The sequence below is a fragment of the Nocardiopsis sinuspersici genome, from assembly GCF_001998325.1.
GTDB lineage: Bacteria > Actinomycetota > Actinomycetes > Streptosporangiales > Streptosporangiaceae > Nocardiopsis > Nocardiopsis sinuspersici.
Window position 1 is genome coordinate 629,828 of record NZ_MCOK01000001.1, and the last position, 24,255, is coordinate 654,082.

Below are 24,255 nucleotides of genomic sequence, written 5' to 3' on the forward strand. Positions count from 1 at the left end.
TTCAGGATGCCCCATGGAACCCGGAGCCACACGTTGTCCCCAGGACTGGATGAATGCCCAGGTGAAAGGTGGTGGTCGGGTTGATGCGCGGTCACGTTTCCTCACCGATGGCGTCACGTTCGGTGTTCGGCGAGTCACCATGATGGCACGTGTGCTACCGGGGCGCCATGGCCGGGCGGGAAATGCCAGGCCACCATGTAGGCATCCGGCCTGCCCGGTGTTGGATGGTGCCTCTGTTTCCAGAGACCCAAAGGGACTCAGGGTGCCCGAGGGGCTCATGGGATAACTCCCCCGGACACCGTCCCCCATCCCTGCCCTCCGATCCCCAGACCCCCGTGACGGAAGACGAGAGGTGACGTGTGGACAGCAGCATGGCTCTCTACCTGGTGGTGGCCCTGGTCGTGGGACTGGCGGTCGGATCCGTCCCGCTTCCGGCCATCCTGTACGGCAGGTCCGCCCCCAGGGCGGCGCTCCGTGAAGCCGACAAGTCCCGCCGGATCCCCCCGGACCCTGACGACCTGCACCCGAACGAGCTGGCCCTGCTCTCCGGCGGCCCGGTCCGGGTGGGGGAGACCGCGATCATGGACGCCTTCCTCGACGACCGGATCCGCCGGCAGTCCGCGGGCGGCTTCCTCACCCTGGTCGGCCGCCTGCGCCCCTACCCACATGAGAAGGACCTCGTCCGCCGGGGACTGGTGTCCGCCTTCAGAAACCGTGTCGGCGTCGGCGCCCGCGAGATACTGCGCAAGGTGGTCGCCGGCCGGGGAGTGGAGAGGCTGCGTACGGACCTCGCCGCGTCCGGGCTGATCGTGGACTCACCCGCGCTCCGCCGGGCACTGGGGCGCCGCGCGAGGACTCCGGGAACGATCCGGGGGATGCGGGCGGTCTCCCTGCTGGTCGCCGCCGGCGGCGCGGGCGTGTTCCTCCTCGTGGAGCCCGGCGCCACCGCCCTCGCCTTCCTCGTCGGAGGGCTGGCCTGCACGGCCGCCCTGGCGGCCGCGCAGGCGGTGCTGACGGCGACCGGGGGTCCGTCCCCGAGTCCCAACACCCCCGCCGGGAACACGGTGGTCGAGCGGGCCGCGCAGCGGTACGGCGTTCCCTCGGCCCGGGCTACGGACACGCGCTCCGTCGACAGGATGACCCGTGACCGGGCGGTCCGCTACACGGCCGTCACCGGGTTCCGTGCGCTGCGCGAGGCGGCGCCGCGGAGGCGGGACGGCAGGGCCTCCTCCGCCCGGAGGTCCCCGGACACCCACCAGGACCCGTCCTTCGCCGTGGTCCACGCGGGCGGCACGGAGGACGCGGGCGGCACGGACACCGATTCCGTCCTCCTGGAGGACCTGTGCGCGTTCGCCGACCTCTGCCAGGGCCCGGACCCCTCCGGTGGCGGTTCGGGAGGAGGCTCCTCCGACAACGGTTGGGGTGGTGACTTCGGCTCTTCCGGCGACGGCGGATCCGGCTTCGGCGGGTTCGGTGGCGGAGACGGCGGCTCGGGTGGAGGCGGTGACGGCGGCGGTGGTGGAGGAGGAGAGTGACACCCGCCCGCACCCGGCCGCGATCTCCCACCCCCCATACGAAACGCCGGGCAGGATCGCGTAGAACCCTGCCCGGCGTTCCCGCGCCGGGAAGACGGCGCCACTGCCTGCCCGCAGATCGGCGCCGCCACCCTTGACCGTCTCCCGGCCCGGGAGGTGGGATCAGTCCCGTTCCGGACGCTTCAGTTCGGCCAGTTCCGCCAGCAGCTCGAACGAGCGCAGGCGAGCCGTCTGGTCGTAGATCATCGACGACACCATCAGCTCGTCCACACCCGTGTCGGTGACGAACAGTTCGAGCTTGCGGCGGACCGTTTCGGGCGATCCCACGAACGAGTAACGAAGCATGTGGTCCAGTCGTTCCTTCTCCCCGGGGCGCCATGCGGTGTCCAGGCTCTCCACCGGCGCGCGGAGCCGTCCCCGCGCCCCGCGCAGGGTGCCCAGGAACGCCTGCTGCATGGTCGTGAACAGGCGCCGGGCCTCCTCGTCGGTGTCGGCGACGAAGGCGTTCACCCCCGCCACGGCATAGGGCTCCTCCAACTGCCCGGAGGGCCGAAAGCCCTCCCGGTAGGCCTTCAGCGCCTCGTACAGCGCGTCCGGGGCGAAGTGCGACGCGAACGCGTACGGCAGTCCGAGCTGCGCGGCGAGCTGGGCGCCGAAGAGGCTGGACCCCAGGATCCACAGCGGTACCCGCAGCCCCTCACCGGGGATCGCGCGGACGGGCTGACCGGGCTCGGCGGGCTCGAAGAATCCCTGGAGCTCCTGTACGTCGTTGGGGAAGGTCGCCGACGCGCTGTGGTCGCGGCGCAGCGCCCTCATCGTGCGGGGGTCGGTGCCCGGTGCGCGGCCCAGGCCCAGGTCCACCCGCCCCGGGTAGAGCGACTCCAGCGTGCCGAACTGCTCGGCGATCACCAGCGGCGCGTGGTTGGGCAGCATGACGCCGCCCGCGCCGACCCTGATGGTGGAGGTCCCCTCGGCGATGAACCCCAGGGAGACGGACGTGGCGGCGCTGGCGATGGCCTGCATGTTGTGGTGCTCGGACAGCCAGAAGCGCTTGTAGCCCAGCCGCTCCACGTGCTGGGCGAGCTCCCTCGCGGAGCGGAGTGCGTCACCGGGAGTGGCCCCCTCGGCGATGCTGGCGTGGTCGAGCACCGACAGCGCGACGTTGGACATGGTGGCCCTCTTCCCCTGCTGCGTAGCGGATCCGGCGGCGAGGCCGGGACGGGGATCCTCGTCACCGACTGGCCTGCACGTTCGATGTTCGACGAACATCGAACTACGAAGGTACACTCGCGACTGTCCACGAGCCAAATCCCGTCTGGTCCAGGCCAGGCCCCATGCGAGGAGGATCGCCTTGGCTCCCAGGGAGCACGCGCACCCCGACCTCCACGAGGTGGAACTGGTCACGGTCCTCGCCGCGCTGGCCGAGCCGACCCGGCTGCGGATCGTGCGGATGCTCGCCGCCCTGGAGGGGGAGCGGGCGTGGAAGGACATCGACCTGCCCATCGCGCAGTCGACGCTGAGCCACCACCTCAAGATCCTGCGCAACGCCGGCCTGGTGCAGAACCGGACCGAGGGAACGCGGTGCTTCATCTCGCTGCGCGACGAGGAGTTGGAGGGGCGCTTCCCCGGCCTGCTGGAGTCGGTCCTCTCGTGCGGGGACCCGGTGCCCCTCCAGACGGCGGCGGAGAAGCTCCGGCGCTGACACCGGCACCACCGGCCGGTACCACCGGCGTTGACACCGCTGACACCGGTGCCGCGCGCCGTGGGAGTCGGCGCCTGACCGCGGCCGGACGGTGCCCGGGCAGGGGCCGGGCACCGACCCTTCACCGTGGCCGCGGACAGCGGGGACCGCGTCCGAACGCGGGGCCGCCCGCCCGCGACCGGCCCGCAGCCGGCCTGTCCGCGACCAGCCTTGTGCGATCGTGATCTGATCGGGCGCGGAGTATGTCCGGGAAGGCGTACGGGGATGTGTACGGTCGGTATTCGACAGATTCGCGTACCCGTGGGTCGATGGTCCGGACCAACAGGCGTCCCCCGATCCAGGAGAGTGGAAGGCGTCCCCCCATGGCCCCACACCCGTTGGACCCCCTCCCGCCGCGCGTACGTCCCCTCGCCGCCGGTGATCCCGACGAGGTCGACGGCCACCGGCTGGTCGGCCGCCTCGGCGGCGGTGGCATGGGAGTCGTCTACGCCGCCGTGGCCCCGTCAGGGGAGGCGGTCGCCCTCAAGGTCGCCCGCGCCGAGTGGGCCGCGGACGCGGCCCCCGACCGGAGCGCCGCCCCCGTCCGCCACGACCAGAGCGTGTGCGCCGTGGGCGCCGACGCGGGCGGCCTCCTCCACGGGCGGCCGTGGACCGCGGTCCGGTACCTTCCGGGCCCCGACCTCGGCCAGTACGTGCGCGAGACCGGGCCGCTGCCCGAGCCCGCCCTCCTGGCGCTGGCCGCCGGAACCGCCGAGGCACTCGCCTTCATCCACGCCGCGGGCGTGCCCCACGGGGACGTCAGGCCCGGCAACGTGGTCGTGACCCCGGACGGCCCCCGGCTGGTGGACCACGGCATCGCCCGCCGGATCGACGACGGCGACTCGCGGACCACCGCCGGCAGTCCCGGCTGGCTGGCTCCCGAGCGCTACGCGGGTTCCCGGCCAGGCGCCGCGTCCGACGTGTTCTCGTGGGCGTGCCTGGTGGCGCTGGCCGCGACGGGGCGGGAACCGCTCGCCGCGGACGCGTCCGCGCAGGAGACGGCCCGCCAGGCCCGTGAGGACGGCGTCGACCTCACCGGAGTGCCCGAGGGGCTGCGCGCCGTGCTGGCCCGGGCGCTGTCGGCGGATCCGGCATCGCGTCCTCCGGCGGAGGACGTCTACCTGGAGTGCCTGCTGCTGTCGGGTGTGGAGGACAGTACGACCCGGGACATGTGGGCGGAGCGGCTGCTCGCGCTCGTCCGCGCGAACTGGCCGCACGTGGACGTGGCCCCGTACCGGCCCTCGGAGTGGGCCGGAGCCGCCTCCGGCGCCGGGGAAGCCGAAGGCGCGCAGGAAACCGAGGGCGTGCGGGAGGCCGGGCGCGCGCAAGGAACCGGGAGCGCGCGGGAAGCCGGGGAGCGGCCCACCGGAACGGGGAGGCCCCCGGTCGGAGCCGGGCGCGCGACCGCGGGGCGCGTACGCGGGCACCGCCGCGGGACCCGTGTGGGCAGGATCCTGGCCCTGGTGGTCGTCGCGGTCGTGCTCCTGGCCGCGGCCGTCGGCGGCGGTTACCTGCTTCTGGGCGCCCTGGCCGATGAGCCCGAAGCCGTCACGGCCGGTTCGGAGTCCGGTTCGGTGCCCGGATCGCCCGAGGGGGACGCCGGGCCCGGTCAGGAGGAGGAACCCGGGGAGCCCGGAGCCGAGCCCCTGGCCGGAATGGAACTGGTGTCGGCGTCACTGGACACCCTCATGGCCGCGGAGTCCTTCGAGCTCACGCTCGTCACGTACGCCGGGAACGGCGGGGGGTACGGGCAGCCGCTGCCCACCGCCACGACCACCCTCTTCGACCACGTGCTCTACCGGTCGGGGCCGCGGGAGGCGCTGCGCTGGACCAGTACCGTCACCGGCGCACGCACCAGCGACCTGCTGATGGTCGACGGAGACCTGCTGCGCGCGGCGAACACCGCGTGGAACGGGGTTCCGAGCTGGTACCGGGCCGAAGCCGGGCTGCCCGGCCCGGCGGAGGCGTTCACCCCGGAGGGGGTCGTCCAACCCCTGGTCCGAGCAGTGGAGAGCGGGACCGTCCTCCACCAGGAGGAGGTGGTCTTCACGCCGCCGCCGCCCGTCGCGGACGCCTACGGCCACCTGGGCGGCGAGGCTCCCGACGACGTGCCCGCCGTGCGGGTGGAGGGCGAGTTCTCCGCCTCCGGCGCCCCGGACGGGGCGGACACCGTGTTCACGCTGGTCGCCACAGAGGACGGGGTTCCGCTGGGCTTCGCCACCGAGGGCGGCGGCAGCGGCGGCGCCGTCCTCAACGGGCGACCCGTCTCCGAGGGCGTCCCGGTGTCCTTCCTGGACCCCGCCGCACCGGAACCGGAACGGTGGTACACCCGGTACACGTTCGTGGAGCTGAACGGGGAGCCGGACCTGGGCGTTCCCGCCCCGGCACAGGTCCAGCCCGCGGAGGCCCTGCCCGCGGAGGCCCTGCCCTCGTCCGCCGGCTGACCGGCCGCGGCGCCTCCGGGCCCCGGCCCGGGGCCGCCCGGGGCACGACGGCCCGGCCCCTCCCGTCGTCGCTCGCCGGTGGTGTCCGGTCTCCGGACGGCGTAGGGTGGCCCCGTGTCGCGTGCCACCGACCAAGAGAAGTGGGCCGGTCGGTCGGTATGGAGGCACCTTGGACCACCGGGGAGCGCACTGTGAGTACACACACCGCGGACACCGCCTAGCCGTTCCCGTGGCGCGGGCCTGAGCCGCGCCCGAACGCGCCGAGATCCACCGCGACCTCCCCGGACCCTTTTCCGGCTACCCGGCCTGCCCGGGTTCTCCGCCATGTCCACCCGCCCCCGTGCGCGCACGCGCTCGGGCCGTGACGGGTGCCTTCGGGGACGGTCGCGCCCACGACCACCCCCCCTGAGGAGACACATGACCGAAAACCCGTACATCCGACCCGAACCCCACGTCAGCGACTTCAACGTCCCGGTGGTGGAGGAGTTCCGCGCCAACGGCGGCCGCGTCGGCGGCATGTTCGAGGGCGGCGACCTGCTGCTGCTCACCACCGTCGGAGCCAGGTCCGGCCGCGAGCACACCACCCCGCTCGGCTACGTCCGTGTCGAGGACCGGTTGCTGGTCGTGGGCTCGGCGGGCGGCTCTGACCGCCACCCCGCCTGGTACCACAACATCCTCGCCCATCCCATGGTCACCGTGGAACTGGGCACCGAGGAGTTCTCCGCCGTCGCCGTGCCCGCCGAGGGCGCCGAACGGAACCGGTTGTTCGACGAGATCGCACGCCGGGTGCCGGGATACGGCGACTACCAGGCCGGGACCGGCCGGATCCTGCCGGTCGTGGCCCTGGAGCGCGCAGACGCCGAGAGCACCGAGGTCGCCAACCTCGCCGACAAGCTCCTCCAGGTGCACACCTGGCTGCGCGGACAGCTCGGGCACGTGCGCACCGAGGTCGAGGCCCACCTCGCCGAGCGCGCCTCCCGGTCAGGCGCCGACGGCCCGCCGCCGCCGGGGATCAACCTGCAGCTGCGCCAGCACTGCCTGGCCTTCTGCGAGTCCCTGCACTTCCACCACACCGGCGAGGAGCTCATGTTCCCCCACCTGGAGGAGCGCGAGCCGCACCTGGCACGGACACTCGACCGGCTCCGGGAGGAACACCGCACGGTGGAACGGCTCCGCGGCGAGCTGGAGGCGCTCATCGCCGACCTGGCCGGTACCGACCCCGAACGGCTGCGTGAGGAGGTGGACCGGATGGCCACGGAGCTGGAGGCCCACCTGGACTACGAGGAGGCCGAGCTGTTCCCGACCCTGGCCGCCATCCCCCTCCCGCCCGACGCTCCCGCCTAGTGCGCCGGCCGCGGGCCCTCACCGGATGATCTTGCTCTTGGTGGCACCCTCGATCGCCGACGGTGCCACTGGGAGCAAGATCATCGCCGTCGGGAGCCTGGCCGGGAAGCGCCGGCGCCTCGGCCCCGCCCCCTCTCCCGGGGGGCGGGGCCGCCTCAGCCGCCGAGGATGACACCGAGGTTGACCTCCGTGCCCAGGAACATCGATCCCACGATGAGGATGAGCAGTCCCGGCAGCAGGGTCACCGCGGTCACCATCGTCACCCTCGGGTTCATCCGCTGGGCCTTGCGGCGCATGTACTGGGCGTCGGCCCGCCGCATGTCCCGGCTGATGTCCACCAGGGTGTCGCTGAGCGGGGCGCCCAGCTCCTCCGCCTGCTGGATCGCGGTCACGAACTTGCTCAGCGACTCGTTGCGGTTGCGGCGCCGCAGCAGCTCGAACGCCTCCCGGCGCGAGGTGCCCAGCTCCATCTGCTGTAGGGCCAGCGTGAACTCGTCGGCGAGCACGCCCGGCATCGACTCGGCCACCCGTGCCACCGCCGCCCGGAAGGACATCCCCGCGCTCACCGTCACCGCGAGCACGTCCAGGAAGTCCGGCAGCTGCGACTGCACCCGGTCGGCCCGCTCCTGGCCCTGGACGTACAGGCTCAGGTCGGTCAGGCCGGTGAAGGCCAGCACCACCGTCCCGATCACCGGGTTGCCCGTCGTGAACAGCAGCAGCCCCAGGGGGCCGTACAGCACCACCTCGCCGACCTTGCGCCGCAGGTAGCGCTCCAGGGTCAGCCCGTCGGGCCGCCCCGCCGCCTCGATGCGCTCGATGACGGACACCCGTACGCGCCGGCTCAGGGAGGCCTCCAGCGAGCGGGAGACCGGCCGCCCGACCGCCTCGGTGATCCGGTGCAGGACGAACGTGTCGTCGGACCTGGTCCGCGCCGGGCGTGCGACCGGATCGTTCACCGCCACCCGGGTCCGCGACATGGTCAGGTGCAGGCCGTAGCACGCGACCAGCACGACCAGCGCGCTGGCCAGCGCGGCGGCGAGCGGCACCAGGGACAGGAGGTCGTTCATCGGGAGCAGGTCCTCACAGGTCGAACTTGGTGATGCGGGACACCAGCACGAAGCCGACGGCGAACAGCGCGGCCACCACCAGCAGCACCGTCACCCCCGCCACGGACGTGGTCATGACGCGCATGATGCCGGGCTCGATGGCGTTGATCAGGAACAGCGCGCCCACCGACATGAACCCCAGCGCCCACACGGTGCTCGTGGTCTCGCTGAGGATGGTCTGCACCTCGCGCCGGGTCTCCTTGCGGTTCTCCAGGGTGGTGGAGATGTTGCGCAGCGCCGTGACCAGGGAACCGCCCGAACGCGAGGCCACCACCAGCGTGGACAGCAGCACTCCCAGCTCGCGGGAGGGCATCCGCTCGCGCAGCTCCCGGACGACCTCCTCGAAGCTGGCTCCCAGCTTCATCGACTCGGCCATGCGCCCCAGCTCCTCACCGGCGGGCCCGTCCAGTTCCTCGGCGGCCATCGCCACGGCCGTGGGCAGGGCCAGGCCCGCCGAGGTCGCGTTGCCCAGCACCCGCGCCAGGTCCGGCAGCTGGGAGGTGAACTCCTCGCGCCGCTTGGCCTCGGCCCGGTTCAGGTAGGAGAAGAACAGGAACGCCACCCCGGCCGCCGCCAGCAGGCCGAAGAACGGCGCCAGCACCTGCCAGACCACGACGACCGCCAGCAGCGCCCCGCCCGCCAGCGAGAGCACGAACGTGGACAGGCGCACCTCCGCGCCCGACCGGGCGATCCTGCGGTACAGCCGCGCACCCCACTGGGTGCGGTAGATGGCCGCGTCCAGCCGTGCCATGGGCGTGGACGCCTCGTACTCGGCCTGGTCCAGGGCACTGCGGGCGGCGATCAGCCGCCGCTGCTGGGCGCTGGCCACGAACTCCCACAGCGCCCACAACGCCAGCGCCAACACCACGGCCGTGCCGCCGAGGATCGCCACGAACTGCCAGTCCACCGGGACTCCAATACGGTCGGGGTGCGCCCTCCCGGGCGCGGGGAGGGGTCATCGGTCATCGCGGGGCCGTTCCTCGGAGACCACCCCGAAGGACGCCGGGACGGCCTCGCCCACGTGGTAGATCCGGCCGGCGATGTGCCGGGGCAGCGGGAAGTGCCGGAACTCGCCCTCCACGGCCCGGTTGGGACCCATGGGCATCGCCGCGAACCGCATCACCGGGTCCAGCCGGAACTCCTCGCGCCGCTGGGAGGAGACCACCGCGATCTCGTTGACCCGCCGCGACCCGTCCGGCCACCGGCCCAGGTGCACGATGGCGTCCACCGCGTTGTTGATCTGGTCGCGGATCGCGTCGTAGGGCACGTTGCCCACGCCCAGGGTGGCCAGGGTCTGCAACCGGTGGATGGCGTCGTCGGCCGAGTTGGCGTGCACCGTCACCAGCGAGCCGTCGTGGCCGGTGTTCATGGCCTGGAGCATGTCGATGGTCTCCGAGCCGCGGACCTCGCCGACGATGATGCGGTCCGGGCGCATCCGCAGCGCGTTGCGCACGAGGTCGCGGATGGCGATCTCGCCCCGGCCCTCGATGTTGGCCGGCCTGGACTCCAGCCGCACCACGTGGTCCTGCATCAGTTGCAGCTCGGCGGAGTCCTCGATGGTGACGATGCGCTCGTCGGAGGGCACGAACGCCGACATCGCGTTGAGGAAGGTCGTCTTGCCGGTACCGGTACCGCCCGACACCACGATGTTGAACCGGGCGCGCACCATCGCCGCCAGGAGGATGCCGGTGGGCGAGTCCAGGCTGCCCATCCGCACCAGTTCGTCGATCGGGTACGGCTTGGGGAACCGCCGGATGGTCAGGACCGGGCCCGACAGCGACAGCGGCGGGATGATCACGTTGACGCGCTCGCCCGTGGGCAGCCTCGCGTCCACCATCGGGGAGGCCTCGTCCACGCGGCGGTTGACCAGCGACACGATGCGGTCGATGGTCTGGTAGAGCTGCTCCTCGCCGTTGAACGCCGCGTCCACCCGCTGCATGCGGCCGCCGCGCTCGATGAACACGTTGTCGGGCCCGTTCACCATGATCTCGGTGATGGTCTCGTCGGCCAGCAGGGGCTCCAGCACGCCCAGCCCCAGGGCCTCGTCCACGACCCGCCGGATGAGCATCGAGCGCTCCCGGTCCGACAGCACCGGCCCCTCGCGGGTCAGGATGTGCCCCACGACCTTCTCCAGGCGGACCCGGCGCTGGGCCAGGGTCAGCCTGGTGAGGTCCTCGAGGTTGATCTCCTCCAGCAGGCGCCGCCGCCAGTGCGTGACGCTGCCGTGGTCGGCGCGCCCCTCGACACCGCGGTCCTCCTCCAAGCGGTCCTTCAGGCCCATGGCTTCGGTCTCCTTCCCCCTGGGCGGTCGCGGCGCGCCGCCTCCGCCTCACACATCGGGCATGTCCACGCGCCGGGTCAGCGTCAGGTCCAGGCCCACCGACGAGAACACGATCGGCAGCGGGTGCGAGACCTCCACGTAGAAGCCCCCGTGGTCGTCGCCGCCGCTGGTGACGGCCGCCTCGTCCAACCACGACGGCAGCGCACGGCGGGCGGCGGCCTCGGCCCCCTCCGACCGCTCGGCTCCGGCCACCCGCGCCCCGGCCCGGGCCGCGGACTCCAGGCGCTCGGCCGCGACGAAGGCCAGGAAGGCCTCGATCGCCAGGGCGGCGACCAGGAGCAGCACCGGGAAGATCGCGGCGAACTCCAGGAGCGGGCCGCCCCGGTCGCCGTCACGGCCCGGCCGGTCGCCGAGCAGCAGCCGTCGCGGTCCCCGGCGCCCGGCGTCGCGGTGACCGACGCCCTGCCGTCCGGTGCTTCGCCGCCCGGTGCTTCGCCGCCCGGTGCTTCGGCGCACGTCCGGCAGGACGGCACGGGACGGGTGGCCTCCGGCCGGATCCGCGCTCACGGTGTCACCCCCCGGGGCTCCACCTCGGTGACCACCCTGGCCTCCCCGGTGACGTCCCACGGCCCGGAGGCCCCGGGCAGGAAGACCGGCATGGCCAGGGTCACCTGCGCGAAGCGGGCGCCGTCGCGCTCCACGACCTCCACGGTCATCGCCTCCCGGCCGTCCCAGGGCGCCCGGACCCGCTTGCGCGCCTCCTCGTCCACGCGCGCCATGTCGTCGGGGGTCACGGCGGCCTGGCGTGCGGCCTCGGCGGCACCGTGCGAGGCGTACATGGCGGTGACGCCGAGCAGCAGGACCTGCCACACCAGGGCCAGGGCCAGCATCAGGAACGGCACCGTGGCGGCGAACTCCACGATGACCCCGCCATGGTCGCCACGGCGGTGGGACGGACCGCCCCGGCCGCCCCGGCGGCGCGTACGGACGCCCCCGTGGGCGCGGGCCCCCCACCGGCCGGCGCCGCTCCGGGCCGGGCGGCGGCCGGACTCAGCCACCGAACCCACCGAGACCTCCTCCGCCCCCGTGCGAGCCGGGCCCCGGGCGGTCGCCGCGGGACGGGCCCAGCGGCGGGACCGGGGAGTGGCCGTTGCCCGCCACGTGGGAGGGGTTGGGCCCCGAGGCGTTCAGGAAGCCGGACACGTCGCGGGTGGAGGGCTTGGCGCCGCGCCGGTCGGCGAGGGAGGCGAAACCGCCCAGACCGCCGGGCGGGGTGGAGGCGCCGCCCTTGCCGCCCTGCCCCGACGCCGGGGGCGGGTCCAGCAGGTCCAGCTCCGCGGCCAGGCGCGCGAAGGCCTTGCGCAGCCCCTCGTCGGTCACCTTGGTGGGGTCGCCGTTGTTCTCCCCCGGCTCCAGCGCCCGGTAGGCGGCCGGAACCGGCGTACGCAGCACCCGGGTGCCCAGGAGCTGCTGGAGGAAGTCCGGCTGGATCTCGTTCTTGCGGCTGTGCCGGGTGACCAGCGAGTACACGTCCTCGTGCGAGCGCACCTGCAGCCGCTCCCACATGCCCATCAGCCGCTGGGCGCCGCGCATCGCGGGCACGTCCGGGGTGACGGTGACGATCGCGCTGTCGGCCAGCTCCACCGCCATCGCGGTGGCCTCGTTCATGGTGGACCCGCAGTCCACCACCACCAGCTCGTAGCGGGAGCGCAGCGTGCCCAGGATCCGCCGGATGGCGCGGGCGCCGACGTCCTCGCCGCGTTCGCCGTGCTCGGGGGCGAGCAGCACGTGCGGCCCGCGCGGATCCACGTACAGGGTCTCCGAGAGCATCCCGGGCGTGATGTCGTCGCCGGCCTCCACCAGGTCGCTGATGGAGCGGCGGTGCCGCAGGTTGAGGAACGCGGGCAGGTCCCCGGTCTGCAGGTCCAGGTCGACCAGGCACACCACCCGGTCGGCGGCGGCCGCGACCATCGCCAGCTGTACCGCGCACGTGGTGGTGCCCACGCCCCCCTTGGCGCCGCTGATCGCCACGATCCGGCCGCGCACACCCGACGCGGGCAGGTCCAGGGAGGCCGACTCCAGGTGGCGGCGCAGCGTCCGCGACCACTCGGCGGCCTTGGTGATACGGGTCTCCAGTTCGGCGATGCCCGAGTCGTGGGGCATCACCCCGCGCGCGCCGGCCTCCATGGCCCCGGTGAAGGTGTCGGGGTCCATCGTGGGCGAGACCAGCAGGATCGCCAGCTGCGGATGGCGGTGGGACAGGTCGCGGATGGCGTCGAACACCGGGGCCGGCCCCAGGTCCTGGTGGATGAGGACCACGTCGACCTCGGGGAACTCCCCGGCGGCGTCGATCAGTGCCGACGTGGTGGGCCGGGAGGCCACCAGGTCGGCACTGCCCAGCTCCTCGAAACGCGCGGCGAGCACCATCTCCGACTCGGATGTGGGCATGCCCGCCAGGACACGGAAGTTCAACGCTTACCCCCCATGCGGCATACGCCGCCCGTTGGTCGTCTCACCCTCGTCGGGCGATCCGCCCTCGACGAGGGTGTCGAAGTCCCCGCTGCAGAAATCGGTGTCTCCCGGCGTGCCGCCGCCGTCGGGGCTCACCAGGGCCAGCCGCAGCTTGGTGGAGAAGTCCTCCGCGTAGGCGAGCTGGAGCGCGGCCTCCGAGTCCAGCCGGAAGGTCACCGGGACCACCCCGGACACACCGCCGCCCTCGCCCTCCTGGGTGCGCAGCTCGCCGATGCCGAGGACCTCCACCTCGGTGATGATCCGCACCGCGCAGGCCTCGCCGTGGTCGCGCGCCGGGAAGGTGCCGTAGATGTCCACGAACGACCCGCGGTGCACCTTGCCCGCCACGCCGGTCTCGGCGTCGACCATGATGGCGATCTCGCGCTCACCGGCGGTCAGGGTGGGCTGGGGCTGCACCATGCCGTGCTGCAGGTACACGCCCGCATCCAGGTGGGAGGCGGCGACGAGCTGCTGGTCCGAGGGGGTCTCGACGTCGGACAGGTCGGTGAGGAAGACCTCCGGGGCGAAGTACGTGCTCGGCACCTCGACCCTCTCCACGGAGTCCTCTCCGACGGGCTGGTAGGCGTCGACGGCCTCGGTCAGCCGCAGGACCGTGGTGGAGCCGCCGAGGCGGTCCTGCTGGCTGCTGAGGTAGGTGAACACGGAGGCGAACACGGCGACGGCGCCGATAGCGGCAACGACCATGAGCAGGACGCCGCGTCGCTGACGGGGGTTCATAGGGGTTGCTTTTCCGTTTCCAGTGTCGTCGTGGGCCGTCCGCTCGCTTCCGGGGCGCGGTGGCGGTCCCTAACGGGAGTAGGTCCTGGGTGTCTCGGGGCGCGGGGCGAGGCTCGAAAGGGGCGGACCCCCCGGTCCGTCGGTGGGCGGTGGGGGAGGGTGCCCCGGCCCGGCGGGGGGAGGGTGCGCGGGTCCGGGGAGGGATGACGGGGACGGGGCGCCGCCGGGGGGACGCGGGGCGCCGTGCGGATCGTGTCCGTTGGCGGGCGGGGGAGCGGGTCGGGGCGCTGGCCGCGGTGTGGAGGGCCTGCTGGAGGCCCGGGCGGCGTTGGCCGAGCAGAAGGGGCAGGACCGGGCCGACACGGGCTCGCCGCACCAGGAGCAGCCGGAGGCGCGGATGGAGCCGGCGGCGTAGGCGAGGGCCTGGGGGTGGGCGCTCAGCGCCACGAACTCCACGTACTTGGCGGTTCCCCAGTACTCGGGGCCCAGGGGCTGTGCGGGCAGGGTGCGGGTCGCCACCGGCTGGATGGCCTGCGGGAGGTTGTCGTCGAATATCCCGGTGATGCCGGGGTCGGGTGTGGAGCACAGAAGCTGGACCGGTTGCACGGGCCGGAAGGGGAGGGCGGCGGCGACGTCGGCCGGGCGCATGCGTCCCACCTGGCGGGTGGGCGCGCAGTAGGCGAGGAAGGACACCGTCGGGGCGTAGGAGCCCATGTGCTGGCGCATCGAGGTGGGGATGGTGGACAGGCCGGAGACCGTCTTGAGCCAGGCTCCCGCGAGCAGGTGCCGTGGAAGCTCGTCGCACAGGGCGGCGACCATCCCCGGCGGCAGGTAGGGGGCGAGGTAGGCGAGCTGGTCGGCGACGAGGGACAGGGCCAGGGGCGAGAGGTCGACGCCGATCCCGGCGATGTGGTCGGTGCGCATGGCGCCGCGGGCGAAGTTGACCGCCCGCTCGGCGTCCGAGGAGCGCCACGCGGGATAGAGGGCCACGACCTTGCGGCCCGCGTCGGTCTCCTCCCTGGCGAAGGCGACGAACGCGGCGCTGCGTTCGCCGATGCCCTCTCCGCGCATCGCGAACCGCCGGGCCCCGGCCTCGCCCACGTGGCCCGTGCTGGGGATGTCCGCCAACAGGGCGACGGTCGTCGCCGACCGAGGTAGGGCTCTGGACACTGGGCAAGCTCCATCGGTTCTGCACACTGGGGGAGACTGCTGAGCGGTCTTGCGAAGGTGCCACTCGGACGCATCGTAACGAATGTGTGGCTGAGCGCGGGAGGTCTCGCGTTCATCGCCCCCGGAGGCGAGGTGTGAGGTGGTGGAGGGGTTGGGGAGCGCGGGGTCGGTGGGCGTGACTCGGGTGGTGGGGCTCCCGTGCTGGCCGAAGGGGATCGGATCGTGTCCGTGTGCGTCACCGCCTCTCAGAGGAGCCGTCGCGGGGGCTGGCCGCATGTGGCCAACACGTGGACAGACTGGTATGTGACCGTTTTTGAGCTGTTTGTGTTTTGTGTTGGGTTTTGAGCTTCAGGTGATCTCCTGAGGCTGTTTTGCACCTCCCGTCCTTCCCTCTCCAAGGATGCCTCTCCTCTCCCCGTCCCACCAGTGCCCCAGGCCAGGTTGTGGACGACTCCCCCCGGAAGGGGAGCGGCCGCTCGGGCGGTGCGGGCGCGGCGAGGCGACGGATGACGCCCGTCCGTGGTTGGAGCGGTGGCGTGCGGGAACGAATCAGACAGGTTTCGCGTCATATCTTGAGAAGCCACACGCCCCTGAGGAGACCGAGATGCGCAAGGCAAACCGTGCCGCGGCCGGAGCCGCCGCCTGGCGGGTCATCCAGAACACCGACGGCGACGTCTCCGTGTGGAAGCGCGCCGGGGCGGTCCCGCGAATGATCGGCGCCAAGCTGCGCGGACGCTACCCCGAACTGAGCACCGCCAAACTGCTCGGGATGCTCGCGCTGGTGGCCTACATCCTCTCGCCGGTCGACTTCATTCCCGAACTGCTCTTCCTGCTGCCCGGACTGGCCGACGACGTCGGTGCCGCCGTGTGGCTGACCACCGTGGCGCTCGGCGAGAGCGAGCGCTTCGTCCGGTGGGAGCGCCGGAACGAGGCGCAGCAGGCCTTCCAGCAGGCCAACCGGCCCGGCCGGGATGACGGCGTCCCCGGGCAGGACGGGTACGCGCACGACGACGGTCGCGGCACGCGGCAGAGGCGCTGAGCCCTCCGTTCCCCGCGCCGCCGCCGGGCGGCTCCGGACCGGGCCGCGCACGGATCCCGGTCCGCTCGCGACCGGCGCGAGCCCTGGACCGCCCACGGACCCGAACGCCCACGGGCCCCGCGTGTTCGCACGCGGGGCCCGTTTCCACTGCCCGGCCGCGCCGCCGCCGGGAGGGGCGGTGGCCTCCGCCCGTGGTGGCCTCCGCCCACGAGGGCTCCACCCGAGGTGCGCCGCTGAGGGGCGCCCGCCGAGGGGACGGATCAGGGGAGCTCGGGCGAGGACGGGCCCTCGGGGACGATGACGCGCACCATCCGGTCCACCAGGGAGTCCGGACCGTCGTCGCCGAGCACCTCGGGCAGGGTCAGGTGCTCCACGAACAGGCCGGTCATCGCCAGGTAGAGCGTGACCACCGTGCCCCGGTCGCCGGGGAAGCCGCCCTCCAGGTGGTGGCTCACGTTCTCCTCCAGGGTGTCCCGGATGGTGCGCGTCAGCTCCTCGCGGATGCCCGGGTGCCGGTTGGCCTCCAGCCGCAGCTCCAGCAGCGCGAGGTAGGCGTTGCGGTCGGCCTCCACCCGACGCAGCAGGTCGCGCATCCCCAGGCGGGTCTGCTCGCGCGAGGGCTCCGCGTCCAGGAAGCGCGCGGTGAACTCCTCGGTGGGGGTCAGGCGTACGTGGACGTGCGCGCCCGCCTGGAGCAGGAGTTCGGCGCGGTTGGCGAAGTAGTTCGACGCGGTTCCTCCGGGTACCCCCGCGCGGGTGTCCACCGCGCGGAAGGTGAGTCCGCGCGCGCCCTCCTCCGCGAGCACGTCGATGGCCGCGTCCAGTAGTGCGCGCCTGCGTTCGGGGTTCTGCCGCATGGCCCCTGGCCTCCTCTTGCGTCGTCCGTGGAGTACACGCTTGTTTTACCACTCCAAGCGTAGTACTTTGCTCGAAGTGGTAAAACCGACCTCCTGGAGGAAGCGTGAACATCGAGCTCGTGGGCCTGGCCGTGCTCTGCGACGACCCGCGCGCCAGCGCCGCGTGGTTCACCGAGCACTTCGGCTTCGAGGTCGGCATCGACCTCGGCTGGTACCTCAACACCCAGCACGAGGACCACCCCAAGCTGTCCGTCGACTTCGTCCTGCGCGACCACCCGTCCACGCACGAGGTCCTGCGCAACGGGCGGGCGGAGTCGCTGATCGCCTTCCTGGTACCGGACGTGGACGCGGAGGAGAGACGTCTGCGCGAGGCGGGGGTGGAGGTGGTCATGCCCCTGGTCAGCGAACCCTGGGGGCAGCGCCGCTTCCAGGTCTCGGGGCCCGAGGGGCTCTACGTGGAGGTCCTGCAGATGGTCGCCCCCGATCCGCGGTGGATGAGGGACAACGGCTTCGCCGCGGAGGCGGAGCGGTGAACGGGCGCCGGGGCCGGTCGGTGCGGCCGGCCCCGGCACGGGTGCGCGGGTCCGGGCGGCTCAGAAGTGCTCGGCCAGCGGGCCCAGGACCGGGACCCACTCGTGGACCCCGACCTCGCTGACCAGGCCCCGCAGGCGGAAGGGGTCCTTCTCGGTCAGGGCGAGGGCCTCCTCCCTGGTGCCGGCGCGAAAGAGCAGGAGCGCGCCGGGGGCCTCCTCGGGGCCGAAGGGGCCCGAGCACAGGTTGGCGCCCTGCTCGGAGAGCCCGTTCAGGTACTCCCGGTGGGCGGGGCGGTGCTCGTCGCGCGCGGCTGCGCTGTCGGCGGCGTAGGTGTAGGTGATGGCGAAGACCGCCATGGGGTTCCTCCCTGGGTACGCGGCTTCGGCGGCGGACCGGGACACCGCCCCGTGTGCCGGCGGGGTGCGCGGCCGCCGCCGCGATGGCCGACACTGTGCCACAGGCGGGCGGGGCCGCGCGGGCCAGGGGCCGGGAAGGGGCTGGTCACACCGGGGGCTCCAGCTTGGCGTAGACGACCACGTTGCCGGTGTAGCTGCCGCTGCCCCGCTCGAACTCACCGCCGCAGGTCACCAGCCGAAGCTCGGCCCGGTTGCCCGTGGAGCCGTAGACCCGTTCCGTGGGGAAGGCGTCCTTGTCGTACTCCCGTACCTCGTACACGTGGAACACGGCCTCGCTGCCGTCGGCGCGCCCGACGGTCACCTCGTCGCCGGGGGCCAACTCCCGCAGCCGGAAGAAGACCGCCGGACCGCTGAGGGAGTCCACGTGCGCGCCCAGTACCGCGGGTCCGGCCTGGCCGGGCCAGGGGCCCGACTCGTACCACCCGACCCTGTCGGTGTCCTCGGGGGCCTCCAGCGTCCCGGTGGTGTCCACGTCCAGGGCGACGAGGTCCGCGACGTCCACGTCGATCGCCGGGATGGTGAGCCGGACGGGCCGGGCGCGTGCCAGGACGGGCGCGGCCCCGGGCTCGGCGGCCTCCCCGGCCTCCGAGGCCGGGGAGGCCGCCGAGAACCCGGCGGAGCCCGAGGCCGCGCCGCCCTGCCACAGGCCGGCGGCCATGAGCAGGACCCCGACGGAGGAGACGAACCGGGCGGCCGCCGAGTAGATCACCCGGCGGCCGTGGGACGACTCGGGCCGTGCGGTGGCCATCACGCTTCCCCGGAGGTGGAGCCGGTGCCCGGGGCCACGGTCACGTCCGGGCGCGCAGCAGCTGGCGGCCGGCGACGGCCACGGCTCCCGCCACCGTGACGAGGGCGGCGCCCAGGCCGACCAGCGCGGCGGTGGGAGTGCCGGCGGTGCCGCCGAGGCCGGTGTCCATGCCGCTCTCCGGGGCCGCCGTGAACGAGCCGCAGGACGCGGGATGGGTCGCCTCGGCCGGAACCGCCTGGTCGAGGTCGCTCCTGCCCGCGCCGTTGAAGTCGTACTCCCTGTCGCCCTCGGTGTCGATGCCGCGCTGGACGAGCACGGCCTCGCCGTCGCCGATCCGCTCGGCGATGTCCTCGTCGACCTCGAAGGTGCGCTGGTACTCGAGCTTGCCGTCCTCGTCGGCCACGGCCATGCGCTCCAGGGCCAGCTTGTGCTCGGACCCGGTGTCGCCCTCGGTGGTCAGGGACACGGCCCCGGGGCCGTAGAAGGGCATGCCCTCTGTCGTGCTGACGAACCCGTCGCCGTTCTCGTCGGAGTCCAGTCCGGGCGGGCACGTGCCCTTCCCGCCGATGTGGAGGTGCTGCGCGTGCGGAAGGCCCGGTGCGAGTCCGGTCGCGTGGACCTGGACCGTCACCCTCGTGCCCCGGAGTTCGACGGTGCTGGTCCCCCCGGCCCCGTGCTCGTTTAACGGCTGAATCTGGGCGTGCAGGGCCGTCGTATCACCGGTGGGAACGTCGGCCTGCGCGGGAGCGGCGGCCAGTACCAGTCCCATGGGAAGCGCCAACGCGGTCGTGGCGGCGGTTGCCTTGTGCATTGCGAGAGCTCCTCTGCGGATCCTCCCCGTCCCGATGACGTGGAGTTGTCCGGAAAGATGCCCCTTCGCACTAGGTGAGTAACCGTATGTAACGACTTAATTACATGTAGTTGTGAACCGTTTTTGCGTGGCGTGGATGATTCGAGGCGCGTTCGAGGATAGGGGCCCGGGGCCGCGGAGGGCGGGGGAGGGACGCGTACCCGCTCTCCGCCGGAGCGTGCCCGGTGGGTGCCGCCCGTCGCATGGCGGGGCGGATGTGCGCCGGGCACACCCGGGACCGCCGCCGCGGTGCGCCGTTCTCCGGGGAGGGTCAGGAGCCCTCGGCGATGCGTGCGAGGGCGTAGGCCCACACGCCCTGGACGGCGGCCATGCCCAGCCACACCAGCGCGACGACCGCGGCCGCGGTCAGCGCCACCGTGAGCACGTAGGTCACCACGGCGACGGTCCGGCGGGCGGCGCGGTGCTCGGGGCCCTGGTAGGTCATCGGGTTCCCTCCATGTACTCCGACTCCGGCCGCTCGGGCCGGGGTGCGTCGGCCGGAGGCCCCGGGAGGTCCGGGGGCCCCTGTCCCCCCGGGGGCTCGGGATCGGCCAGCATCGCGGTGAACGCGTCGTCCTCCCCGGCCAGCAGCCACCGCAGCAGGGCGCCGAGGCTGGGATCGGCCAGCCCCGAGCCGTCGGTGACGGCCGAGGTCAGGAACACCCGAGTCTGCGCGAAGTCGGCCTCCGCGTCCCGCAGCAGGTTTCCCAGGCCCAGGGTCCGCTCCGCCCACTCCCGGGGCCCCACACCGTCGGGCGCGACGGCCGTCCCCCGCACCAGGTCGCCGCGCGTGACCACCACCGCCAGACGGCTCCGGCGCCGCACGGGCAGACGGCCGTGCCCCAGCATGCGGTACTGCCGCCGGATCTCGTCGCGCACCGCCCCGTACGCCAGTTCCGGATCACGGGTGTGCGAGCGGTCCCCGGCCAGCCGGGACCGTTCCCGCGCGGTCAGCGAGCGCCACACCGCCTCGATCCCCAGCGGGTCCACCGCAAGCACGAACGTGGACGCCTTGCCCAGGTAGGCCAGCTCCTCGGCGGTCACCGAGCGGTTGAACCGCTCGCCCGCCGCGTCGAACAGCTGCATGAGCAGGGTCCTGCCGCCCGCGCCCACCCGCACGGTCAGCCCCCGCACCTCGCGTCCCGGGGGCGTGGGCGGGGTCCGCGTCGACAGCATCCGCTCGCAGTCCCGCAGCCGCCGCACCGCCTCCTCGCCCACCGGCTCCACGTACGCCTCCGGGGCCCTGTGCGCCGCCTGTGCCAGCACGAGGTGCATCCCGGTCACCAGCCGCGTCTTGCCCGCGCCAGTCCCGCCGAACAGCGGCAGCACGAACTCCCTGGCCTCGCCCGGCCGGTGCTCCAGGCTCCGGTCGCAGTGCGGACACCGCGCGTCCAGGTCCGCCGACCCCAGTAGGAGCAGCGTCGGCAGACGGGCCCCGCACAGGCACCGCCGCCACCACAGCCCCCGCCCCCCGGGCCGGATGGAACCGTGCCGCCGACCGCACCGCGTGCACAGGTACGCCGGATAGCCCAGGCGCAGGAAGCACCCCGGGCACACCATCCGGATCCGGCGGGCCAGCAGCAGCCCCGAGTCCGCCAGCCGGAGCGCGCCGACGGCCGTCCACGCCGCGGCCAGATACGCGCCCACCACCAGGGCGTGGACCAGCAGGTGCGGCAGCAGGAGGACGCTCCACGGCGCCGCGACGGCCCAGCACCAGCCCAGCACCGCGCGCAGGTCCCACCAGGCCGGACCGCCGTGGTAGGACCGGTGCGCGGGATCGTCCTGGCTGCCGGGCAGCGGTTCGCTCGGGTGGTCACCGCCGAACATCACCCGGTGCGTGCGGCGCAGGTACAGGAACACCAGGACGCACCATCCGACCACGGCGGCGGCGCCCCCGAGGATGATGACGGCGCTCACCAGGCCCGCGATCAGCCACCACCGCAGCAGGTAGACGACCACCAGGGCCAGGAGCACCCCGACGGCCGCCAGCAGCGCCACCCCGAGTTGCACGCCGCCGTCGTCGCTCCGCGGTCCCGGCGCCGCCCGCCTCATGACCGCCGCCCGCAGGTCCACGGGCCCAGTCCGAAGAACCCGTGTCCGCGGGGTCCGCGCAGCCGCTGCGCCCACTCGTCGAAGCCGCCTCCCGACTCCCGGGGCAACTGCCTGCGCATCCGCGCCACGTGGCGCCTCCTCCACCCGGCCACGGCGATCGAGAGCACCGACGCGTCCAGGTACCGGGAGCGCCCGTGGCCGGTCAGCGCCTCGTGCCTGGCCGTCAGGTACACCAGCGCCGCCGTCGCCGTGTCCGGCCGCTCCTCGGCCAACCGGAGGGACACCGCGTCACAGTAGGCCTCGAACACCTCCGCCGGACAGTCCCGCAGCGCCTCGGCCAGCGACGCGCACCGGCGCCACCCCAGCAGCATGCGAACCACCAGCCTGCGGGTGACCTCCTCCACCACGGGATGGGTGTCCCGGACGCTCCCGTACACGGCGCCGAGCCGATCGGGGCCCCGGTCGTCCCCGGCCGCGCGCAGCGCGACCAGGGCCGGACGGACCCGCGACCACTCCACCACCACACGCCGGCCGGACTCCGGCAGCCGGGTGCGCAGCCAGTGCCGGGACACCTCGTCCACCAGCTCCCGCCACGCCCGCTCCCTCCCCTCCTCGGGCGGGGACGTCACCGCCTCGGCCACCCAGCCGCCCACATCCGGAGCCACCAGGACCCCGGGCCGCAGGACGCGCAGGGTCAGGAGGACGGCCCGGGCATCGTGGTCCGGCCCCCAGACCCCGGCGAGCAGGTCCTCGTCCACGTCGTGCTCGGCGAGCCCGGGCGCCTCGGCCGTCCGCCCCTCCCTGCGCACGGACACCACGTACGACAGCAGCCCCGGAAGGTCGGTGCGGTTGTCGGTGCCCAGGAGCCGCAGCTCTCGCAGGAGGGCACTGGACCCGTCGCGGTCGTCGGCGAACAGGGCGCCCGCCGGCCCGGCCGCCAGGGCGGCCAACCGGTCGCGGGGAAGTTCGGCCAGCCCCGCCGCCGCGCCCCGCCGCATCCCGGGGTGGGCGGCCATCAGGGTGCGTATCGCCGGATCGGGGAGGCGGGAGCCGGCCAGCAGGGGGGCGATGACGTCGCCGCCGTAGCGTTCCAGGCTCGCCGCGGGGGGCACCAGCCCGCCCGCGCGCGCCCAGCGCAGCAGCTCCACCGCCCGGTCGGGGCAGACCTCGCCCCGCCGTCCGTCCAGCAGCGCGGCGACACGGTCCCGGGCCGCCCCGCGCACCGATTCCGACCGCATCGGCGCCACCGGCGGGGCGGGCCTGCCCGCGGCGATGTCGTCCAGGGAACGGCGCACCATCACGCGTTCGAGCCGCTCGACCACGCCGGTCGCGCCGCCCAGGCGGTGGGCCACCCGCTGCAACCCGGCCAGGGCCTCGTGGTCCAGGGACGTGTCCGCCGGTTCCGCCGCGCCCGCCGTACCCGCTGTGCCCTCTGCTCCCGCCGCGCCGGTCGTGCCCGGTGTACCGGCCGTGTCGGCCGGACCCACCGGCTCCACCGGGATCCCGGACCAGGGCCTCACCCCGTTCGACGGTCCGCCCGGTACCGCTCCGGCCGACACGCCCTCACGCCGCCTTCCCGGCATTCCGCGCGCCGACCCCGCGAACATCCCTCCGGACGCCCCGCGGGACGGCCTCGTGGCCGACCCGTCCACCGCTCCGACCAGTGCCCCGTCCGCCGGTCCGCTGACCGTGCCGCCGGCCGGCCCACCGGAGGGCCCGCCGGCCGCCCCGTCCCGAGCGTCCGCGACCCCCGCGAACGACGCGGCGTCGGCGTCCAGGATCCGGTGGACCAGTGCGGCCGCGTCGTCCTGGGCGAGCCACCCCACCGCCTCCGGCAACCACTCGCGCACCGCCCTCAGGTCCCTCCCGCACGGGGCGCACTCGTCCAGCAGCGCCGCGGCGGCCAGCACCGGCCGCCAGTCGGCCAGCGGCCCCTCCCGCCCGGAGGCGTAGGGACGCGCCCGGCGCCACAGCTCCGCGGCGCGGCACGTGCCCAGCCTGGCCAGCCGGTCGGCCACCGCCCAAGCCCGGGTCCCGGGCTCGGGCAGGCCGTCCACGGAGCCGGACTCCGGGTCGTGCACCGTGAACCGGCCCTTCCACAGCGCGGTGTCCGACCCCGGCGGCACACCGACGACGTGCACGAACGCCTCGTCGGGGTTCGCGCAGTAGGTCGCGAACGACAGCATGCGGGCCCGCTCCGGCGACAGCAGGTGGGTCAGGGCCGCCACCCAGTGCGCCACGGACGCGCTGTCGGCCACCAGCACCAGGGGGCGTGCGCCGTCCACGGCGTCGTCGGCGGCGAGCAGCAGCCGCGCCACCACCTCCGGGGGCCAGCGCCGCATCCACGCGTCGGTGCGCTCGCGGTCCAGGGGGCCGGGGCCGACCTCCGTCTCCGACAGTTCCGACAGCTCCGCCGGGCCGGGGCCCTCCACCGGCGCCTCCGCCCAGAAGTCGGCCTCCCACAGCTCCGCGGGCAGCGGACCCGACTCCTTCGGACCCGCGGCCACCAGGCTGTGCGCGAAGTAGTTGCCCGGCCGCCCCGACGGGTCGTCCCCGCTGGACACCACCCGGCTCAGTACCGGCACCCCTCCCACGTCGGGCGAGTAGCAGAGGTTGACCGGGTGGTCGTCCACGCGCTCGGCCGGGCACGACCTCGGCGGCTCGTACACGGTGAACCGCTCGACCTCCCGCAGGACCCGGGGGTCCACACCGGGGGTCGCCGCGTTGAACTGGTAACCGGCGTAGCCGGACAGGCCGTGTTCGCACGAGGTGTAGTACAGCTGAGCGAAGCCCATCGGTACGTCCTTCTGGTCGGTCTGGTCGTTCACGGGGGCCGTCGGACGGGCCGCCGCGGTCGGAACCGCTCGGCGTCCGGTGGACCCCGGGGTC

Annotated in this window: 22 protein-coding genes; 6 read left to right on the forward strand and 16 right to left on the reverse strand. The window is 73.8% G+C overall.

Annotated features, from left to right (window positions below; all coding sequences use genetic code 11):
• Window positions 1–359 precede the first annotated feature (359 nt).
• Window positions 360–1,535 carry a DUF2207 domain-containing protein gene (locus NOSIN_RS27090; protein WP_170293652.1) on the forward strand — a complete coding sequence of 392 codons (1,176 nt, stop codon included), beginning with the start codon at window positions 360–362 and terminating at the stop codon, window positions 1,533–1,535.
• 162 nt (window positions 1,536–1,697) lie between these two features.
• Here the strand turns inward: NOSIN_RS27090 and NOSIN_RS02715 are convergent, their stop codons facing one another.
• On the reverse strand, window positions 1,698–2,705 hold the full coding sequence (locus NOSIN_RS02715; RefSeq protein ID WP_077689213.1) for an LLM class flavin-dependent oxidoreductase: 1,008 nt from the start codon (window positions 2,703–2,705) through the stop codon (window positions 1,698–1,700).
• A 181-nt stretch (window positions 2,706–2,886) separates the two neighbouring features.
• On the opposite strand from NOSIN_RS02715, the gene NOSIN_RS02720 reads away from it, so the two are divergent.
• The 3 genes from NOSIN_RS02720 to NOSIN_RS02730 all read left to right on the forward strand — a co-directional run bounded on the left by NOSIN_RS02720 (window position 2,887) and on the right by NOSIN_RS02730 (window position 7,064).
• On the forward strand, window positions 2,887–3,237 hold the full coding sequence (locus NOSIN_RS02720) for an ArsR/SmtB family transcription factor (protein ID WP_077689214.1): 351 nt from the start codon (window positions 2,887–2,889) through the stop codon (window positions 3,235–3,237).
• 362 nt (window positions 3,238–3,599) lie between these two features.
• On the forward strand, window positions 3,600–5,720 hold the full coding sequence (locus NOSIN_RS02725) for a serine/threonine-protein kinase (protein ID WP_077689215.1): 2,121 nt from the start codon (window positions 3,600–3,602) through the stop codon (window positions 5,718–5,720).
• 417 nt (window positions 5,721–6,137) lie between these two features.
• Window positions 6,138–7,064: a nitroreductase/quinone reductase family protein gene (locus NOSIN_RS02730; protein ID WP_077689216.1), complete on the forward strand. Its 927-nt coding sequence runs from the start codon at window positions 6,138–6,140 to the stop codon at window positions 7,062–7,064.
• 155 nt (window positions 7,065–7,219) lie between these two features.
• Here NOSIN_RS02730 and NOSIN_RS02735 read toward each other — a convergent pair whose 3' ends face one another.
• The 8 genes from NOSIN_RS02735 to NOSIN_RS02770 all read right to left on the reverse strand — a co-directional run bounded on the left by NOSIN_RS02735 (window position 7,220) and on the right by NOSIN_RS02770 (window position 14,870).
• A complete protein-coding gene (locus tag NOSIN_RS02735) occupies window positions 7,220–8,131 on the reverse strand; it encodes a type II secretion system F family protein (protein WP_077689217.1) in 912 nt (303 codons plus the stop codon).
• Between the two features lie 13 nt (window positions 8,132–8,144).
• Complete coding sequence (locus NOSIN_RS02740; protein ID WP_077689218.1) at window positions 8,145–9,077, reverse strand: type II secretion system F family protein; 933 nt, start codon at window positions 9,075–9,077, stop codon at window positions 8,145–8,147.
• A 48-nt stretch (window positions 9,078–9,125) separates the two neighbouring features.
• Window positions 9,126–10,451 carry a CpaF family protein gene (locus tag NOSIN_RS02745; RefSeq protein ID WP_077689219.1) on the reverse strand — a complete coding sequence of 442 codons (1,326 nt, stop codon included), beginning with the start codon at window positions 10,449–10,451 and terminating at the stop codon, window positions 9,126–9,128.
• A gap of 48 nt (window positions 10,452–10,499) precedes the next feature.
• Window positions 10,500–10,871, reverse strand: coding sequence for a TadE/TadG family type IV pilus assembly protein (locus tag NOSIN_RS02750; protein WP_227014297.1), 372 nt, complete (start codon window positions 10,869–10,871; stop codon window positions 10,500–10,502).
• Window positions 10,872–11,014: 143 nt separating this feature from the next.
• On the reverse strand, window positions 11,015–11,371 hold the full coding sequence (locus NOSIN_RS02755; protein ID WP_077693370.1) for a pilus assembly protein TadE: 357 nt from the start codon (window positions 11,369–11,371) through the stop codon (window positions 11,015–11,017).
• Window positions 11,372–11,501: 130 nt separating this feature from the next.
• On the reverse strand, window positions 11,502–12,923 hold the full coding sequence (locus NOSIN_RS02760) for an AAA family ATPase (RefSeq protein WP_077689220.1): 1,422 nt from the start codon (window positions 12,921–12,923) through the stop codon (window positions 11,502–11,504).
• A 3-nt stretch (window positions 12,924–12,926) separates the two neighbouring features.
• Window positions 12,927–13,700 carry a Flp pilus assembly protein CpaB gene (gene cpaB / locus NOSIN_RS02765; protein WP_077689221.1) on the reverse strand — a complete coding sequence of 258 codons (774 nt, stop codon included), beginning with the start codon at window positions 13,698–13,700 and terminating at the stop codon, window positions 12,927–12,929.
• Window positions 13,701–13,769: 69 nt separating this feature from the next.
• Window positions 13,770–14,870 (reverse strand): hypothetical protein, encoded by a 1,101-nt coding sequence (locus NOSIN_RS02770; RefSeq protein WP_449289653.1) that lies wholly within the window; start codon window positions 14,868–14,870, stop codon window positions 13,770–13,772.
• Window positions 14,871–15,474: 604 nt separating this feature from the next.
• On the opposite strand from NOSIN_RS02770, the gene NOSIN_RS02775 reads away from it, so the two are divergent.
• Window positions 15,475–15,909 (forward strand): YkvA family protein, encoded by a 435-nt coding sequence (locus NOSIN_RS02775; protein ID WP_143832839.1) that lies wholly within the window; start codon window positions 15,475–15,477, stop codon window positions 15,907–15,909.
• Between the two features lie 260 nt (window positions 15,910–16,169).
• On the opposite strand, the gene NOSIN_RS02780 is transcribed toward NOSIN_RS02775, so the two are convergent.
• Window positions 16,170–16,766 carry a TetR/AcrR family transcriptional regulator gene (locus NOSIN_RS02780; protein ID WP_077689223.1) on the reverse strand — a complete coding sequence of 199 codons (597 nt, stop codon included), beginning with the start codon at window positions 16,764–16,766 and terminating at the stop codon, window positions 16,170–16,172.
• A gap of 104 nt (window positions 16,767–16,870) precedes the next feature.
• Here NOSIN_RS02780 and NOSIN_RS02785 point away from each other — a divergent pair, with 104 nt between their 5' ends.
• Window positions 16,871–17,299, forward strand: a complete 429-nt coding sequence (locus NOSIN_RS02785) for a VOC family protein (RefSeq protein ID WP_077689224.1) — start codon at window positions 16,871–16,873, stop codon at window positions 17,297–17,299.
• Window positions 17,300–17,359: 60 nt separating this feature from the next.
• Here NOSIN_RS02785 and NOSIN_RS02790 read toward each other — a convergent pair whose 3' ends face one another.
• The 6 genes from NOSIN_RS02790 to NOSIN_RS02810 all read right to left on the reverse strand — a co-directional run bounded on the left by NOSIN_RS02790 (window position 17,360) and on the right by NOSIN_RS02810 (window position 24,194).
• Window positions 17,360–17,656: a YciI family protein gene (locus NOSIN_RS02790; RefSeq protein WP_077689225.1), complete on the reverse strand. Its 297-nt coding sequence runs from the start codon at window positions 17,654–17,656 to the stop codon at window positions 17,360–17,362.
• A gap of 145 nt (window positions 17,657–17,801) precedes the next feature.
• Window positions 17,802–18,464, reverse strand: coding sequence for a class F sortase (locus NOSIN_RS02795; RefSeq protein WP_077689226.1), 663 nt, complete (start codon window positions 18,462–18,464; stop codon window positions 17,802–17,804).
• 40 nt (window positions 18,465–18,504) lie between these two features.
• Window positions 18,505–19,275, reverse strand: coding sequence for a hypothetical protein (locus NOSIN_RS02800; protein ID WP_077689227.1), 771 nt, complete (start codon window positions 19,273–19,275; stop codon window positions 18,505–18,507).
• A gap of 310 nt (window positions 19,276–19,585) precedes the next feature.
• On the reverse strand, window positions 19,586–19,759 hold the full coding sequence (locus tag NOSIN_RS27095) for a hypothetical protein (RefSeq protein WP_170293620.1): 174 nt from the start codon (window positions 19,757–19,759) through the stop codon (window positions 19,586–19,588).
• The gene (locus NOSIN_RS02805) at window positions 19,756–21,366 is read right to left on the reverse strand and encodes a TRAFAC clade GTPase domain-containing protein (RefSeq protein ID WP_227014296.1); all 1,611 of its coding nucleotides are present in this window, start codon (window positions 21,364–21,366) and stop codon (window positions 19,756–19,758) included. The genes NOSIN_RS27095 and NOSIN_RS02805 overlap by 4 nt, the downstream gene beginning before the upstream one ends.
• On the reverse strand, window positions 21,363–24,194 hold the full coding sequence (locus tag NOSIN_RS02810) for a GTPase-associated protein 1-related protein (RefSeq protein ID WP_236743286.1): 2,832 nt from the start codon (window positions 24,192–24,194) through the stop codon (window positions 21,363–21,365). Before NOSIN_RS02810 ends, NOSIN_RS02805 begins: the two co-directional genes overlap by 4 nt.
• Window positions 24,195–24,255 lie beyond the last annotated feature (61 nt).

Coding starts and splice junctions, on each gene's coding strand:
- NOSIN_RS02800 (WP_077689227.1), bottom strand. CDS start 19,275: ATGCACAAGGCAACCGCCGCCACGACCGCGTTGGCGCTTCCCATGGGA.
- NOSIN_RS02735 (WP_077689217.1), bottom strand. CDS start 8,131: ATGAACGACCTCCTGTCCCTGGTGCCGCTCGCCGCCGCGCTGGCCAGC.
- NOSIN_RS02805 (WP_227014296.1), bottom strand. CDS start 21,366: ATGAGGCGGGCGGCGCCGGGACCGCGGAGCGACGACGGCGGCGTGCAA.
- NOSIN_RS27095 (WP_170293620.1), bottom strand. CDS start 19,759: ATGACCTACCAGGGCCCCGAGCACCGCGCCGCCCGCCGGACCGTCGCC.
- NOSIN_RS02715 (WP_077689213.1), bottom strand. CDS start 2,705: ATGTCCAACGTCGCGCTGTCGGTGCTCGACCACGCCAGCATCGCCGAG.
- NOSIN_RS02790 (WP_077689225.1), bottom strand. CDS start 17,656: ATGGCGGTCTTCGCCATCACCTACACCTACGCCGCCGACAGCGCAGCC.
- NOSIN_RS02745 (WP_077689219.1), bottom strand. CDS start 10,451: ATGGGCCTGAAGGACCGCTTGGAGGAGGACCGCGGTGTCGAGGGGCGC.
- NOSIN_RS02780 (WP_077689223.1), bottom strand. CDS start 16,766: ATGCGGCAGAACCCCGAACGCAGGCGCGCACTACTGGACGCGGCCATC.
- NOSIN_RS02795 (WP_077689226.1), bottom strand. CDS start 18,464: ATGGCCACCGCACGGCCCGAGTCGTCCCACGGCCGCCGGGTGATCTAC.
- cpaB (WP_077689221.1), bottom strand. CDS start 13,700: ATGAACCCCCGTCAGCGACGCGGCGTCCTGCTCATGGTCGTTGCCGCT.
- NOSIN_RS02730 (WP_077689216.1), top strand. CDS start 6,138: ATGACCGAAAACCCGTACATCCGACCCGAACCCCACGTCAGCGACTTC.
- NOSIN_RS02725 (WP_077689215.1), top strand. CDS start 3,600: ATGGCCCCACACCCGTTGGACCCCCTCCCGCCGCGCGTACGTCCCCTC.
- NOSIN_RS02775 (WP_143832839.1), top strand. CDS start 15,475: ATGCGCAAGGCAAACCGTGCCGCGGCCGGAGCCGCCGCCTGGCGGGTC.